The sequence below is a fragment of the Chryseobacterium sp. PvR013 genome, from assembly GCF_017833095.1.
GTDB classification, from domain to species: Bacteria; Bacteroidota; Bacteroidia; order Flavobacteriales; family Weeksellaceae; genus Chryseobacterium; species Chryseobacterium culicis_A.
Map to the genome: position 1 here is coordinate 192,906 of NZ_JAFIBT010000001.1, position 15,104 is coordinate 208,009.

Consider the following 15,104-nt stretch of genomic DNA (forward strand, 5'->3'; position numbering starts at 1 on the left):
TAGAATTAAATCGAAAAACCAAACAATTGTTTAATTTTGGAATAGTTTTTGGAATTAAGATAATATCAATTAAAAAAATTATTAAAAGATGAAATTTTCTAAAACTTTAATTACAGGATTGGTGTTGATGGCCGGAGTAAATGCTTTTGCACAAAAGAAAGCAGAAAAGTTTGAAAAACTACAGATTGAAATGTTCCCAAAAGCTAAAGAAGGATACAAACAAGTATATATTCAGCTTCCCGTAGCAAAAAATGAAAACGATTTAAAAGTTGAACTTTTTGTCGGAACTGAAAAAATGTTAGACTGCAACAACTATTTCTTAATGGGAGAAATGAAAACTCAGGATCTTCAGGGATGGGGATACAACTATTACGAAGTAGAGTCTAAAGGAGAAACAGCAGGAACTCTTATGGGATGCCCTGGGCAGAAACAGACTAAAAAGTTTGTGACTTTAAAACCTGAAATCGTAAGATACAACAGTAAACTTCCATTGGTATTCTATGTACCAAAAGACATTGAAGTACGTTACAGAATCTTACGCCCTGATGCTGCCATGAAAAAAGCAGTTCAAAAGTAAATCAGCTTATTATAATTATACAGAAAACTCCTCACAGTAATGCGGGGAGTTTTCGTTTTTGCACAGTATCAGATTGGAACTAATTCAACGTTTTCTCCATTATCTTAGCTAAGTGAAACGCCTTTACGAACAAGCTTAAACCGATTCATAATGCTTTTGCGGACATCGCTTTGTAATATATTTTTGGCTAAAGCCCATTCTCACAAATTTTACTGATTTTTATTTCCAGAGCCTAAGCATCCAGTTTGCCATTCCGCAGGAATCTAGATTCCTATATTCAAAATAAGAATAAAAAGGCAAGATTTATTTTTCGATTGAATATCCGTTGATTCTTTTATTTCCTAAGAAAAGACACAATAAAAAGGACGCAGTAAAAGTAGAGTTAATTATTTTTTCAAAATTTTTTAAGTTTTAATTAACATTTAAACACTTCGGGCAAAACTTTATTTTGTAGGGCTTTAAACTTAAACATATTTTAAACTTACTTTAAATTCACTGTATTGTAGAATTATCTTTAAGGATTTTATCTTTTTTTGCATTATATTTGTTATAAACATAAACCATGAAAAACAATTTATTGATTTTTACGTTTAGTTTTTTTGCTTTCCCCGCTTTTGGCTGGGCACAGTCTGCGCCGGATTTTAAAGAACTTCTGGATAGTGCTATGGTTCGGGACTCGAACCTTAAAATGCAGATTACCCAAAACAAACTTACCGATCTTGATGAACACAAACTGAAAGATATCTTTCTTCCAACCCTGGAATTAAGTGGTAAAGCAGGTTATCTCAATGGAACAGCAAGACTGACGTCACCGGAATTTAATCTCGCTCCCTTTATCAATATTCCGGAAGGAGCTTTCAACAATAATTTCAATGTGTCCGGATTTTCAGGGATTGCCAAAGCAGATGCTAAAATGCTTTTGTATTCAGGTGGCAAAGTTAAATACATGAAAAAGGCCGTTGAAGAAAAGAAAAAATCTGAAGATATTCTTTTGGAGAAAACAAAAGATGAGGTGATTGCCACCATTTCTAAAGCGTATGATCAATTAGCCTTAATTCATCAGTCTAAAAAAGTACTGGATGAAAGTAAAAAAAGACTGGATATCAACAGAAAAACTGCAGATAAAGCTCTTGGCTATGGTTTGATTACTCCTTATGATCATAAAAAAATTGAACTGGCTCAGGCAACTTTAGATGCTAAAATGGTAGAATATGAAGGGAAAAAAGAACTTCTTCTTACCCAGCTTTATATTTTAACAGGAATCAACATAGAAAGGCTGAAAATGATTGATCCGGTATTATCTCCGGTAGAATTGTTGGCCGCAGAAAAAGGAATAGAGCAGAGAGCTGAAATCAGAGCGCTGGAACATGGCATCAGCGCTGCCGACTATAAAATAAAGGCTGAAAAAACCTGGATGATTCCTAAAGTACAGCTGATGGCTTCAGCCTATTATATCGGACTGTACGGAAACAGAATTAAGTCCTCAGAAAATGTCATCCCGGCAGTTCCAATACTTGGATATGAAGGAAAAAAACTGGACTGGAGACCTAATAACATTAACGTATTTCCACTGATTACAGCTGGAGTAGGATTTAAATGGGAAATTTTTGATGGTAAAGAAGGAAAACATGCAGAAGAAACAGCCAAAGTAGGAAAAGAAGTACTGCAAAATCAGAAAGAAGATGCTCTGAAAAAACTGACCTTGAATCTGGCTAATAATCAAACCAATTACGATATCGCCTCCGCACAGATTACCTTGAAAGCGAAAGAAAAAGAGCTGGCAAAAAATGCATTGGTACAGGCCGAAAAAGAATTCAGATACGGAATGAGTAAATCTTCACAGCTTATTGATGCAGAAAATGATCTTGAAGCTTCCGAACTGGAATATCAGAATGCCATTTTCAACCAGAGAAGAGCGGGAATAGAACTGATGAGGTCTACCCAGGAACTGGATATCACCAAATTTTATTTAATCCCTTAAAAATTTAAATGATGCATAAAAATATATCTATACTCTTCGCTGCTCTGTTTTTGCTGGGGAGCTGTGACAAAAAAAATGAAAAAAACAAAGATCCTGAAGGAAAAACAAAAAAGGATGTGATCTCTTTTGCTCCTAAAGTTACCGGAAGGATTCTGAAAATATATGTTTCTGAAGGGCAAACCGTGAAAAAGGGAGATACGCTGGCTCAGCTTGATGTTCCTGAAGTTTCCGCAAAAATTGCACAGGCACAGGGCGCTGTAAATGCTGCTACGGCCCAGGAACAGATGGCGAAAAACGGAGCTACAGCCGATCAGTTGAGACAGCTTCAGGCTAAATATAAAGGACTCAAAGAGCAATATGAATTTGCCCAGAAATCTTACAAAAGAGCAAACAATATGTTCCGCGACAGCTTGATGTCTCCACAGGCTCATGACGAAATCTATGCAAAACTACAGGGAGCAAAAGCACAGTATGATGCGGTAGTCGCCGAACTGGATGATGTAACAAGAGGTACCCGTTTCGAAAAAGTAGAAATGGCAGCAGGGCAGGCTTCACAGGCTAAAGGAGCTTTGCAGGAAGCCAATGTAGCCTATTCCGAAAGATACATCATTGCTACCAACGATATGGAAATTGAAACCATCAGCTTGAATACGGGTGAGCTTGCTACAGCTGGTTTTGCTTTATTCAATGGATATATTCCCGAAAGCACTTACTTCAGATTTACAATCCCGGAAAGTGCCATTTCAAAATACAAAAAAGGACAGGAGGTGACCATGCAGGTCGTTTACAACAAAGAAACCCTGACAGGAAATATAGTGTATATCAAACAGCTGACAAAATATGCAGATATCACGACAGCTTACCCTGACTATCAGCTGCAGGATGCGATCTATGAGATCAAAGTAAAACCGAAAGACATGAATAAGGCTAAAAGTATTTTGGTCAATGCCAATATAATCCTGAAATAAATTGAAAAAGAACAGATGAAACTTCTATTGGATTTCATTTCGTTCTTCAACATATAAAAATATACAGATGAAAGAATTTTTCCGTCTTTTAAAACGTGAGTTCAAACTTTTTATCGGCAATTCAACCTTAAGGACGGTGTTCTTTTTGGCACCAGTCTTCTATGCAACCTTGCTGGGCTTTGTTTACAAAAGCGGAAAAGTTGAAAATACTCCCGTTTTGGTTGTCGACAGGGATAATACCCCTTTGTCAAACCAACTGACGGAAATGCTGGATGATAATAAAAGCATCAAAATTATCAGATATCTCCAGGAACCTCTGAGTATTAAAGATGAGGTGATCAGACATGAAGCTGCGGCTGTGGTGATTATTCCATCAAGATTTGAAGGAGATATGCTTCAGAAAAAATACCCTGAACTGAATGTCTACATCAATACAGGAAATGTCTTAACAGCAAATTTTGCTTCCAAAGCTCTTCAGCTGACCATAGGAACATTTTCTGCCGGAGCTTCCATCAAAGCTCTTCAGAAAGCAGGAATGCCCGCTGCCAAGGCCGCTACTCAGTATGAGCCTTTCAAAGCTAATTATATCACCCTTTTCAATACTACCGGAAACTACCTGATCTTTATGTGGCCTGCAATGCTGGCGGTAGTATTACAGCAGGTAATTCTGTTGGCGATGGCTGTAAGTTTTGCTGCCGAATTTGAAAGAGGTTCTTTCGTAAAAGAATACCTGAAAATGAAAAAATGGGCTTTCCCAACCATGCTTATTAAGGTGATCCCGATTTGGGTATTTTCTATTCTTATCGTAGGTATTTATTACTTTATGCATATGATTTTCCATGTTCCGATGCCTGAAGGAATATTTAATTTTATTCTTTTGACAGCGGTTTTTGTAGGATCAGTTTCATTTCTGGGAGTATTTATAAGTATTCTGATTCCGGATGCTTTGAAGGCTACGCAGATCCTTATGGTTATTGCTTCACCAGCGTTCATTATCAGTGGGTTTACATGGCCTTTAAGTGCAATGCCTGCTTTTGTACAGTTTATCGCGAATATTATTCCATTAACTCCCTTTTTACAGGCTTTCAAAATCTTATTGATTCAAAAAGGTTCGGTAGAACTTACTTTCCCTTACCTGAAACATTTAAGTATTCTTTTAGTTGTGTATGCCATCATTGGCTGGATTGCTTTAAAGATTAAGCTTTGGTTTATTTTCAGAAAAGCAGCGCCGCAGGAAATTGCTTTGGAGAATACTTCCCAGGAGGATGTTGAGTAGTTTTTTTTGCTTTGCTAGATGCTAGATGCTAGATGCTAGATGCTAGATGCTAGATGCTAGATGCTAGATGCTAGATGCTAGATGCTAGATGCTAGATGTTAGATGTTAGGGAATTGTTTCAGTTAATCTGATGGGCGGTTGTGCTTATGATAATTTTAAATATTGAGGATTAAAAAAATAAGTCAGAGATAATCAGCTTCCAAGTTGAATCGCTGGCCACTCGAATCTCGAATCTCGTAACTCGTATTCTTTCAATCTTAATTCCTACACTTAATCTAAAAAATGGCAGCTAGAACCCGGCAACAATCAACCTCGTACCCGCATCTCACACCTCGTATCCCAACAATTTCTCCTTTTTTCAACCAACTATAAAATCAATCAAAAAAACTGATATATTTGTCCATAGTAAAATAGAAATTATATGGAAAACGTATTTGATGCAAAAGATGCTCAAAACTATATTGATAGGATCAACAGGCTGGTAGAAGATACTCATGGTTTGTGGGGGAAAATGACCGTGGACCAAATGCTGGCACACTGCTGTATTACCTATGAAATGATCTATGAACCGGAAAAACACAAAAAGCCGGGAGCTATTGCCAAATTTATACTGAAAACTTTCGTAAAACCCAAGGTAGTGGGAGAAAAAGCATATCCAAGAGATTCTCCTACCGCTCCACAGTTTTTGATTACTACCAGAAAGAACTTTCATGAAGAAAAAACAAGACTGATCGGTTTTATTCAGAAGACCCAGCAGTTAGGTGCAGATGCGTTTGATGGTAAAGAATCTTTTTCTTTTGGAAAACTGAATTCTCAGGAATGGAATAATATGTTTGCCAAACATCTGAACCACCATCTTGCCCAATTTGGCGTTTAAAAAATCACACTATGAAAAAACTTTTATTACTCTTCATTCTGGCAGCCAATTTTGTATGGGCTCAGATGCCCGATATCTCAAATACCTGGCTGAACAATAGTAAACCGTATATAGGAACTATCGGAAATAAAGGTCAGGAGCTGAAACTAAAGATCAATATTTCTGAACAGAATAAAAAAAATGATCAGGAATATTTCGTTTCAGGATACTCTCTTGTAGATACCAATTATACAAAATTTGAAGGGAAAATTACCATTTCAAAATATAAAGATTCCAAGAAACAGGGTACGGTATACGGAGAATATGAGCTGGCGGAAGAGAATAAAGGAAAACATTCCGGACTTTTTAAAGGAAGGTTTGTTTATAATTTCAAATGGAACAGAAAAACAGAGAAAATCGAAGGACAGTATATTGAGCTTATTGGAAACTGGAAAAGCTATGATGGAAGCATAGAGCTTAAAACCCAACTCAAAAACCAATAATCATGCTGAGAAGAATATTAGCTGTATTGGCAGGTCTTATTGCAGGATCCATTGGTATTACTGTAGTGGAGAAAATAGGACATGCTTTATATCCTCCTCCTGTGGAAGCGGTAGCCGGAGATATGGAGGCATTGAAAGTTTATGTAGGCCAAGCGCCTTTTATGGCTCTGTTTTTTATCATTCTGGCTTATGCCCTGGCAGCAGTTATTTCCGGATTTACAGCAACAAAAATTTCAAATAATGGGAAATATACAGCAGCACTGATTTGCGGAATTATTTTCTTGCTAATGACTGTGTACATGATGGTGTCTTTACCTACTCCAATCTGGTTCTGGATTTTAGGAATCCTTGTTTGGGGATTGGTTTTCGTTGGACATAAACTTGCTTTAAAAACAAAAAAAATATGAAATTAGGAGCTTTTTCAATTAGCTTAAGCGTAAAAGATCTTCAGAAATCCAAAGACTTTTATGAGAAACTTGGGTTTACAACCATGGCAGGAACTGAAAAACAAAACTATCTCATCATGAAAAACGGTTCTACCTTGATAGGCCTTTTTCAAGCGATGTTTGATGGAAATATGCTTACTTTCAATCCGGGATGGGACGAAAATGCACAAAATCTTGAATCTTTTGACGATGTACGTGAAATTCAGAAAAGATTAAAAGAAAGTGGAATAGAAATCGGAAAAGAAGCGGAAGAAACCACTTCAGGCCCCGAACACATCTACCTGAAAGATCCCGATGGAAATATGATTCTTATAGACCAACACAGATAATAATTAAAAACACATTTATGATGAGAACATTTAAAAGAATTATTTTATTTTTAACCACAATACTAATCATTTTATTAGTTTGGGCGGCTTTTATTTCAGGAGACTGTAAATATGAGAAGTCAGTTTCTATCAATGCACCGGTAGAAAAAGTATGGCAAAATACCAATACCCTCAAAGCAATGGATCAATGGAGTCCATGGAATGATCTTGATCCAGGGATGAAAAAAGACTGGACAGGAACAACAGGACAACCGGGAGAAAAAGTTTGCTGGGACAGTAAAAATAAGAATGCAGGAAAAGGTTGTCAGGAATTGAAAAAAGTGGATGAAGCAGGTAAAAGAATAGATACGGAAATTAAATTCCTTACTCCTTATGAAAGTGAAGCAAACGCTTATGTAACAGTAGTTCCGGAAGGAAACGGAAGTAAGGCAACATGGGGATTTACCTCAGAGATTCCTTATCCTTTTACTCTGATGAAGCTGTTTATGAATATGGAGGACGCTATTGGAAAAGATTATCAGAAAGGGCTTTCAAGATTAAAAGCTTTATCTGAAAAACCTTAATAAAAAACAAACTCAACTTAAAAAAACAAAACAATTATGGCAACAGTAAATGTTTACTTGACATTCAATGGAAACTGCAGAGAAGCATTTGATTTTTATAAATCTGTTTTCGGAGGAGAATATCCTTACATCGGAACATTTGGAGAAATGCCTCCAATGGAAGGGAAAGAAACTCCTGAAGAAGACAAAAACAAAATTATGCACGTTTCACTTCCAATCTCTAAAGAAACAATATTGATGGGAAGCGATATAGGAGGAGAGTGGTCTTCCAATTTCAAAACAGGGAACAATTTCTCTATTTCTGTGAACGCTGAATCTAAAGAAGAAGCAGACAAATTATTCGGTGGTCTTTCTGCTGGAGGACAAATAACAATGCCAATGACAGATACTTTCTGGGGAGCTTATTTCGGAATGTTTAGTGATAAATTCGGAATCAACTGGATGGTAAATTATGACGATCCTGCTAAAATGCAGCAGCATCCATAAGATTTATATTGGTATTTAAAATAGTAAAAAAGCCGGCAGATTTCTGTCGGCTTTTTCAATGTGATCCTGATAAGTAGCCGATAAAGGAAATAAAAGTGATAACAACGTATTAAATGCCAAATTGAAAAACGGGTAGAAATACGCAATCTTGCTATAGGTTATTATTATAATTTTGAAAAATAAATATTATGTTAATTAATATGAATTTATTTCACAGTATGGTTAGTTTTTTCATAACTTGTAATGTGTAGTTATAACGACTTTATTCTAAACCTATTATATAATTTAAAACAAGAAAACTATGGAACTACCTAAACATGCAGTCTTATTAGAAGATGCTAAAACATGGATCAGCAACTGGCAGAATACAAAAGTAATTGATGGAATGTCTATACGGGCTCACCTTATCCCAGCGAAGGATGTACATGATATTTTCATTAAAGATAAAGGATTTGAGAGATATCGGGGATATAATGCCATTACCGATGAAGGAGAATTTAAGTTTCTGATGGTTGGGGTAGATGCTGATAACAATGATATTGTAGATTATGATAAAGGATACTATGTATATGACATGACAACACCTTGCCCAAGTGTATGTTCCACTGCGAAATGGTGGAATCTGTAATTTGAAAAACTAGAAATCATTGGATCATTGGATTGAAATATTGTCATTAATTGGAAAAGGCATTCTGCTGATCAATCTGGCAGTATACTGTATGGGCTTTTCAAGAGCAGGAAAAGCCTATACATTCTTCATCGGCTATCTAGCCTGGATATTAATATGTGAAATTGTTTTCTATGTATTGAATTCTCAGAAGATAAACAATCTGTTTTTCTCTCATTATTATCTGATTGGTCAGTTTTTGTTACTGGGGTTGTTCTTTCATGAAATTTTAATAGAAAAATACCAGAAAAAAACAGCACTTGCATTTTTAATTATCATTCCTGTAGTTCTCGTTATACAGTATATAATATACCCCGAGAAATATTATGTTTTTAACCTGTTTGAAATTTTTGTCACCTCTTATTCCATTATAATTCTGGCATTATTTCATTTGTATAATATACTGGATACTAAAAAGAAATACAATTATATAAGTCTGGGACTTTTACTTTACCTGATAAGCAGTACTGTGATATTTTTATCCGGAAATCTGTATACGGTGATGAACAGAAAACTGCATAAAGAAATATGGGTTTTTAATGTCGTCATGTTTATTGTATACCAGATTTTTATTCTGGCAGAATATCTTTCTTCCCGTAGAAAAAATGTGTAATTACTGTTATGATTTTACAAAATGAATGAAAATACAATTATTTCCACTATCGTTTATACCTTTCTGGCATTTACTTTACTGGCCGTTACGCTGATCATATTTTATTATTTTTCTAATAAGAAAATAACCAGAAATCTTATTCAGAAAAAAGAACTGGAAATCAGATATGAGAAAGATCTTACCCACGCCATTATCAGTGCTCAGGAAAAAGAAAAACTGCGGATTGCTCAGGATCTGCATGATGACATCAGCTCAAAACTCAGTGTGGTTTCTTTAAATATCCATCTGTTGGATTTTGATAATCTGGCCAGAGAAGAATACACCGATCTGAAAAATAAAATAATACATCTGGTCAACAAAACTGCCGAAAGCGCCAGGCAAATCTCTCATGATCTGCTTCCTCCCATTTTAGAAAAATTTGGCCTTCATGCTGCAATAGATGCCCTATGCTCAGAAATTAACATGTCCAAAACCCTGCAGGTTACTTATTCCAACAGTCTATACTTTGCAAAAACAGAAGAAGAAAAAAATTTGCATATCTTTAGAATACTTCAGGAGCTCATTAACAATTCCATAAAGCATGGTGAAAGTACTCATATTGATATAGAATTTTTAGGAAAAGAAGGAAAAAATACCTGTATCTATAAAGATGATGGTAAAGGATTTAATCTTGATGAAAATACTTTGAAAGGAGGATTAGGCTTGCGAAACATCAGAAGCCGGGTAGAACTGATCAATGGAACACTGAAAATTGAAAGTGAAAACAATAAAGGAATCACCGTAGAATTTACATTTTAAATAGTTATAAGATGGAAAAGGATATAATTCGTGTAATAACCGTAGACGATGAAGCACTCTTTCGTCAGGGAATTTCATTGTTGATACAGAGAGAAAAAGATATTGAACTGGTAAGTGATTTCAGTAACGGGAAAGAGCTGCTTGATGAGCTTATAACCCTGGAAGAGCTGCCTGATATTATCCTGATGGATCTCAATATGCCGGAAATTAACGGAGTAGAAGCTACCAAACAAATCCATATCAAATATCCTCAGATCAGGATTATTGCATTGACCAGCTATAATACAAAAGCGTTTATTGTCAATATGATACAGTCCGGAGCGTGTTCATTCCTTAAAAAAAACTCAAGCCCTGCTGAATTACTTACTGCAATCCGGGAAGTATATAGCAAAGGTTTCTTTTACAATAATGAAGTAATGGAAGCATTACATCAAAACCTTACAGAGCCTAAAAAGAAAGTGTCCAGTATTTTTGATGCCAACCATATTTCCAAAAGAGAAAAAGAGGTATTGGAATTAATCTGTAAACAATACAACACTTCTGAAATAGCAGATCAGCTTTTTATAAGTTCCAGAACCGTGGAAGGCCACCGTAACAGTCTTCTGCTGAAAACCGGAGCCAAAAATACGGCAGGTTTAGTGGTATATGCCATTGAAAGTAAAATTGCAGATATGAACTATTTAAAAGACAGGTTCGAGTAAATATTCATGCCGTTGTTTTCATTAAAAAGTAAATGAAATTTATATTTTCTGATTAAATTAGTTTTTGTTTTATAAGCAGATACACATGATTTGTTTATGAAAAAATAATAATTTTATATTCTTAAATAATAACAGTCAGAAAAATACAAAAGAATGAAATTTACGATCGAAAACATTAAAGAAGAACACCAAAAAGTAAAAACCGGAGCCGATTTTCCTCAATATATTCAGGCGATAAAAAGGCTTGGTGTTTCCCATTATAAGGCATACGTTTCAGACGGAAATACTGAATATTTTAATCATGACAATCAATCTGTGCAGACTGGAAGTAAGTATGATTCACTTCCTGTTTCCGATACTTTAAACCTTGAAAATTTTAAAATAAGGCTGAAACTTCATCAGCAGGGAGGAACAGATTACATGACTTTCTGTAAAGACTGTGCCGAAAACGGAATCAACGGATGGACAATGGATCTTCACGGGATGAACTGTACTTATTTTGACCAGAATGAAACGAATGTTCTGACAAAACAGATTCCAGAATAATCTTTTATATAAAACCGGGTGCAGATAATTGCATCCGGACTTCTTTATATCCGCGTGCAAAATATTGTTTGCTATTATTGATTTAAAATATTAATTTTGTTAAAAACGATAGATAATAGTAATTGGTAAACATGAGAAAGGTTTTTACGAAGTTGGCATTCACAGTATTAAGTTTGGGATCCATATTGACATTTGCTCAGAAAAATGATCTGGGAGCATGGTATATGTATTTTGGAAATAACAAAATCAGCAAAAAGCTGAACTGGCATAATGAAATTCAGTACCGTAATTTTGATGCCCTTGGAGATCTGGAACAGTTGCTGATCCGTACCGGGATAGGGTATGATCTTACCGAAAATAACAACAATGTTTTGTTAGGATATGGGTTTATTCTGAGCCAGCCTTATGTAAACGGGGAGAAAAAAGAGAATATAGAACACCGAATTTTCCAGCAGTATATTACCAAACAGAAATTTGGACGTTTCTATCTTCAGCACCGTTATCGCCTGGAAGAACGTTTTCTTCAGGATGATTTCAGGATGAGGTTCCGTTATATGCTGGGCGTGAATATTCCGATTACTCAAAAAGAAATGCTGCCAAAGACCCTTTACGCATCAGTGTATAATGAAATTTTCCTGCATTTAAACAGTCCGGTTTTCGACAGAAACAGAGTCTACGGAGCTTTAGGATATGTCATCAACAAAAATATGAGGATTGAAGCAGGTTATATGAACCAGATTCAGGAAAATAGAAATCGCGGGCAGATTCAGATTGGTTTTTATAACAATATTCCATTTACTAAAAACTGATGATAAAAACTGCTTCTGAATGCTCTGAGAAAAGCCTTTATTTGAAAATAAAAAATAATAAACACAAAAAATAAACACTTATGCATTCAGGAAAAAGATTCGGAGCCAGAGAGTTCATTATCTGGACAAGACGGAGCATTTACGCCTTGGTTGTATTATCAGCCATTCCTACCGTCCTGTATTTTTTAGGCTGGAAGTTTCTTTCCGTTCCATGGCAGCCGATTGCCATTATGGGAACAGCTGTTGCCTTTATTGTCGGATTTAAAAACAATGCCAGCTACAGCAGGCTCTGGGAAGCAAGACAGATCTATGGAGCGATTATTAATGACAGCCGTAGTTTTGGATATATCCTGAGAGATGCGCTGATTTCTAAAGATCCGGGTAAAGTAAAAGAGATGTTTCTTCGTCATTATGCATGGCTTACCGCCTTGAGATTTCAGCTTCGGGAGCCGAGAGCATGGGAAAATATGGGGACAGATCAGTTTGATGAATATGCCAGAAAGTATGACATTCCGGAGAGGTTGTCCAAACTGGATGAAGAATTGAAAAAATATCTTTCCGAACCTGAACTTCAGTATATTTTAAGCAAAAAGAACAGGGCTACCCAACTGATGGCGAAGCAGAGTAAAGCGTTGTCTGAAGCCTATGAAAAAGGAGAACTCAATGATTTTCAATGGACACAGATCAATCAGCAACTGATAAAGTTTACCGATGACCAGGGAAAAGCAGAAAGAATTAAGAACTTTCCATATCCGAGAAATTTCTCTTCCATCACCACATACCTTTTGCTTTTATTCATTGTTTTTGTGCCTTTCGGATTACTGAAAGAGCTCGATAAATTAGGAGACGGAACAGTGGTAGAAGGATGGACTTTATGGTTTAATATTCCGTTTTCTTTATTGGTAACATGGTGCTTTCATACATTAGACAGCGTAGGAGAGGCCTCTGTTAATCCATTCGAAGGAAGTCCCAATGATGTGCCGATTACCCAGATCAGCCGTACTATAGAAATTGATATGAGAGATATGCTGGATGAATCTGATCTTCCGCCGGCAATCACACCGAAGAATAATATTGTTCTGTAATTAAATAGAGAATTAAAAGATTTCCGCTGATATCAATCAATCCAACGGAATACATTATTTAATTAAATTAAAAAAATACTTAAAAAACTTACTTAAAATGATTCACAGCTATGTTATAATATCTATTGCAGTACTGCTGTCTGTGATGATATTGGTAATGATCGGCCAGAAATTAAAAGTTGCTTATCCAATTTTCCTCGTCATTGCAGGATTGCTGATCAGCTTTGTGCCGGGAATGCCGCGTATTGAAATAGAACCAGATCTTGTTTTCCTTATTTTCCTGCCGCCTATCTTGTTTGAAGCCGCTTGGTTTACTTCATGGCAGGACTTTCATAAATGGAGAAAGCAGATTTTTTCAATGGCCTTTGGATTGGTGTTTTTAACATCCATCGTTGTAGCTTACCTTTCATCTTCTATTATTCCCGGGCTTACTGTGGCAATGGGGTTTTTATTGGGTGGTGTAAATTCCCCACCAGATGCAGTGGCGGCTACTTCAGTATTAAAGCATATGAAAATTCCCAAAAAGATTACTAATATTCTGGAAGGGGAAAGTCTGATCAATGATGCTTCCAGTTTAATTGTGTTTAAATTTGCTCTGGCTGCCGTTATTTCAGGACAGTTCATTTGGAGAGATGCTGTTCAGGATTTCTTTACCATGGCTATCGGAGGAATTGCAGTAGGAGTGGCAGTAGGTTTTCTGTTTGGAGCTTTACTAAGGATTATTCCAACCAACTCCAATATAGATACCATTATTACCCTTATTGTACCTTACATTATGTATGTGGGAGCAGAGCATTTCCATTTTTCAGGAGTACTGGCAGTGGTTGCAGGAGGACTGTTGATGTCATATAATTCTCATTGTTATTTGAGTCATACCTCAAGGATACAGTCAGGGAATGTATGGAGTGTTCTGATATTCCTGATGAATACCATCATTTTCATTCTGATTGGTCTAGAACTTCCGATTGTAGTGGAAGGAATGAAAGAATATACTATTTCAGAAGGTATTTTCTACAGTGTTGTCATTGGCGGAGCGATTATCGGAACAAGAATTCTGTACAGTTATGCATTGATGTATTTCCCCAGAGTCTGCTCCAAAGAATTACGGTTAAAAGTTCCAAAACCGGACTGGCGGGAACCGTTTATCATCAGTTTTGCAGCCATGAGAGGAGTAGTTTCACTGGCAGCGGCCTTATCGATTCCTGCTTTTTTACCAAACGGAGAGGCATTTCCACACAGAAATATTATTTTATTTGTAACTTTTGTTATCATATTGATTACCCTGGTAGGGCAAGGTTTATTGCTCAGCCCAATCCTGAAATTATTAAATATCCAGGATGCCGGAAGCGAATTACCGGAAGAAAAACAGGAAGTTATTCTTATGCGAAAACTAAAAGAAACAGCATTGCATAAACTGGATAATGACTTCTCTGAACTGGCAGTCACAAACAGTCTGGTTCGCCATCAAAAACATAAGCTGGAAAATGAAATGATGCTGATGGCCGATAAAGCCCAATGTATGGCCTCTACTGGAGATTATGTAACGGCCATTAATGAAAACAAAGATGTCTTACGACAGATCATTCAGGCACAGAGAAACGAACTGCACAGAATGAAAAGAGAAAAGATATTTGATGATCACGTCATGAGAACCATTGAAATGCAATTGGATTTTGATGAAGCAAAGATCACTGGTTTTTCACATGGATAATTAAAAAATAAGCCACAAAAGTCACAAAAGAATATTGACTGAAGAAGCTCGAATGGTGAAAAGATCACAAAATGAAAGTCGTTATATTTTAGTGACTTAAGTATGCTCTTCATGAGTAGGAACTTAAGCTTTAAACCATTAAGAGATGAAACTTTTGTGACTTTTGTGGTTAAATATTACGGACAAAAT

Annotated in this window: 18 protein-coding genes; all 18 read left to right on the plus strand. The window is 36.1% G+C overall.

Annotated elements, in window-relative coordinates:
- Window positions 1-88 precede the first annotated feature (88 nt).
- The 18 genes from eco to JOE44_RS00930 all read left to right on the plus strand — a co-directional run bounded on the left by eco (window position 89) and on the right by JOE44_RS00930 (window position 14,915).
- Window positions 89-577: a serine protease inhibitor ecotin gene (gene eco, locus JOE44_RS00845; protein WP_209783924.1), complete on the plus strand. Its 489-nt coding sequence runs from the start codon at window positions 89-91 to the stop codon at window positions 575-577.
- 562 nt (window positions 578-1,139) lie between these two features.
- Window positions 1,140-2,558, plus strand: coding sequence for a TolC family protein (locus JOE44_RS00850; protein ID WP_209783925.1), 1,419 nt, complete (start codon window positions 1,140-1,142; stop codon window positions 2,556-2,558).
- Window positions 2,559-2,569: 11 nt separating this feature from the next.
- Window positions 2,570-3,526: a biotin/lipoyl-binding protein gene (locus tag JOE44_RS00855; protein WP_209783926.1), complete on the plus strand. Its 957-nt coding sequence runs from the start codon at window positions 2,570-2,572 to the stop codon at window positions 3,524-3,526.
- Between the two features lie 67 nt (window positions 3,527-3,593).
- The gene (locus tag JOE44_RS00860; RefSeq protein WP_209783927.1) at window positions 3,594-4,802 is read left to right on the plus strand and encodes an ABC transporter permease; all 1,209 of its coding nucleotides are present in this window, start codon (window positions 3,594-3,596) and stop codon (window positions 4,800-4,802) included.
- Window positions 4,803-5,223: 421 nt separating this feature from the next.
- Window positions 5,224-5,679 (plus strand): DUF1569 domain-containing protein, encoded by a 456-nt coding sequence (locus JOE44_RS00865; protein WP_034699611.1) that lies wholly within the window; start codon window positions 5,224-5,226, stop codon window positions 5,677-5,679.
- An 11-nt stretch (window positions 5,680-5,690) separates the two neighbouring features.
- Window positions 5,691-6,161, plus strand: a complete 471-nt coding sequence (locus JOE44_RS00870; RefSeq protein ID WP_209783928.1) for a hypothetical protein — start codon at window positions 5,691-5,693, stop codon at window positions 6,159-6,161.
- Between the two features lie 2 nt (window positions 6,162-6,163).
- Entirely contained in the window at window positions 6,164-6,568 is a 405-nt protein-coding gene (locus JOE44_RS00875) for a hypothetical protein (RefSeq protein WP_209783929.1), read from the plus strand.
- Entirely contained in the window at window positions 6,565-6,936 is a 372-nt protein-coding gene (locus JOE44_RS00880) for a VOC family protein (protein ID WP_209783930.1), read from the plus strand. Before JOE44_RS00875 ends, JOE44_RS00880 begins: the two co-directional genes overlap by 4 nt.
- 17 nt (window positions 6,937-6,953) lie before the next feature.
- Window positions 6,954-7,499, plus strand: a complete 546-nt coding sequence (locus tag JOE44_RS00885) for an SRPBCC family protein (RefSeq protein ID WP_245169670.1) — start codon at window positions 6,954-6,956, stop codon at window positions 7,497-7,499.
- A gap of 36 nt (window positions 7,500-7,535) precedes the next feature.
- Window positions 7,536-7,985 (plus strand): VOC family protein, encoded by a 450-nt coding sequence (locus tag JOE44_RS00890; RefSeq protein WP_209783931.1) that lies wholly within the window; start codon window positions 7,536-7,538, stop codon window positions 7,983-7,985.
- Between the two features lie 301 nt (window positions 7,986-8,286).
- A complete protein-coding gene (locus JOE44_RS00895; RefSeq protein ID WP_105680684.1) occupies window positions 8,287-8,613 on the plus strand; it encodes a hypothetical protein in 327 nt (108 codons plus the stop codon).
- A 19-nt stretch (window positions 8,614-8,632) separates the two neighbouring features.
- On the plus strand, window positions 8,633-9,265 hold the full coding sequence (locus JOE44_RS00900; protein WP_209783932.1) for a hypothetical protein: 633 nt from the start codon (window positions 8,633-8,635) through the stop codon (window positions 9,263-9,265).
- A gap of 21 nt (window positions 9,266-9,286) precedes the next feature.
- Window positions 9,287-10,063, plus strand: a complete 777-nt coding sequence (locus JOE44_RS00905; protein WP_105680682.1) for an ATP-binding protein — start codon at window positions 9,287-9,289, stop codon at window positions 10,061-10,063.
- An 11-nt stretch (window positions 10,064-10,074) separates the two neighbouring features.
- A complete protein-coding gene (locus tag JOE44_RS00910; RefSeq protein WP_209783933.1) occupies window positions 10,075-10,764 on the plus strand; it encodes a response regulator transcription factor in 690 nt (229 codons plus the stop codon).
- Between the two features lie 153 nt (window positions 10,765-10,917).
- The gene (locus JOE44_RS00915; RefSeq protein ID WP_209783934.1) at window positions 10,918-11,310 is read left to right on the plus strand and encodes a DUF1398 family protein; all 393 of its coding nucleotides are present in this window, start codon (window positions 10,918-10,920) and stop codon (window positions 11,308-11,310) included.
- 131 nt (window positions 11,311-11,441) lie between these two features.
- Window positions 11,442-12,119 carry a DUF2490 domain-containing protein gene (locus JOE44_RS00920; protein WP_209783935.1) on the plus strand — a complete coding sequence of 226 codons (678 nt, stop codon included), beginning with the start codon at window positions 11,442-11,444 and terminating at the stop codon, window positions 12,117-12,119.
- An 80-nt stretch (window positions 12,120-12,199) separates the two neighbouring features.
- Window positions 12,200-13,204, plus strand: a complete 1,005-nt coding sequence (locus tag JOE44_RS00925; protein WP_209783936.1) for a bestrophin family ion channel — start codon at window positions 12,200-12,202, stop codon at window positions 13,202-13,204.
- Between the two features lie 97 nt (window positions 13,205-13,301).
- Complete coding sequence (locus tag JOE44_RS00930) at window positions 13,302-14,915, plus strand: Na+/H+ antiporter (RefSeq protein ID WP_105680677.1); 1,614 nt, start codon at window positions 13,302-13,304, stop codon at window positions 14,913-14,915.
- Window positions 14,916-15,104: the final 189 nt, after the last annotated feature.

Bases quoted from the DNA above. Each gene is read 5' to 3' on its own strand.
- JOE44_RS00865 (WP_034699611.1), top strand. From the start codon at position 5,224: ATGGAAAACGTATTTGATGCAAAAGATGCTCAAAACTATATTGATAGG.
- JOE44_RS00920 (WP_209783935.1), top strand. From the start codon at position 11,442: ATGAGAAAGGTTTTTACGAAGTTGGCATTCACAGTATTAAGTTTGGGA.
- JOE44_RS00905 (WP_105680682.1), top strand. From the start codon at position 9,287: ATGAATGAAAATACAATTATTTCCACTATCGTTTATACCTTTCTGGCA.
- JOE44_RS00875 (WP_209783929.1), top strand. From the start codon at position 6,164: ATGCTGAGAAGAATATTAGCTGTATTGGCAGGTCTTATTGCAGGATCC.
- JOE44_RS00890 (WP_209783931.1), top strand. From the start codon at position 7,536: ATGGCAACAGTAAATGTTTACTTGACATTCAATGGAAACTGCAGAGAA.
- eco (WP_209783924.1), top strand. From the start codon at position 89: ATGAAATTTTCTAAAACTTTAATTACAGGATTGGTGTTGATGGCCGGA.
- JOE44_RS00870 (WP_209783928.1), top strand. From the start codon at position 5,691: ATGAAAAAACTTTTATTACTCTTCATTCTGGCAGCCAATTTTGTATGG.
- JOE44_RS00880 (WP_209783930.1), top strand. From the start codon at position 6,565: ATGAAATTAGGAGCTTTTTCAATTAGCTTAAGCGTAAAAGATCTTCAG.
- JOE44_RS00915 (WP_209783934.1), top strand. From the start codon at position 10,918: ATGAAATTTACGATCGAAAACATTAAAGAAGAACACCAAAAAGTAAAA.
- JOE44_RS00885 (WP_245169670.1), top strand. From the start codon at position 6,954: ATGATGAGAACATTTAAAAGAATTATTTTATTTTTAACCACAATACTA.
- JOE44_RS00910 (WP_209783933.1), top strand. From the start codon at position 10,075: ATGGAAAAGGATATAATTCGTGTAATAACCGTAGACGATGAAGCACTC.
- JOE44_RS00930 (WP_105680677.1), top strand. From the start codon at position 13,302: ATGATTCACAGCTATGTTATAATATCTATTGCAGTACTGCTGTCTGTG.
- JOE44_RS00895 (WP_105680684.1), top strand. From the start codon at position 8,287: ATGGAACTACCTAAACATGCAGTCTTATTAGAAGATGCTAAAACATGG.
- JOE44_RS00860 (WP_209783927.1), top strand. From the start codon at position 3,594: ATGAAAGAATTTTTCCGTCTTTTAAAACGTGAGTTCAAACTTTTTATC.
- JOE44_RS00855 (WP_209783926.1), top strand. From the start codon at position 2,570: ATGCATAAAAATATATCTATACTCTTCGCTGCTCTGTTTTTGCTGGGG.
- JOE44_RS00925 (WP_209783936.1), top strand. From the start codon at position 12,200: ATGCATTCAGGAAAAAGATTCGGAGCCAGAGAGTTCATTATCTGGACA.
- JOE44_RS00850 (WP_209783925.1), top strand. From the start codon at position 1,140: ATGAAAAACAATTTATTGATTTTTACGTTTAGTTTTTTTGCTTTCCCC.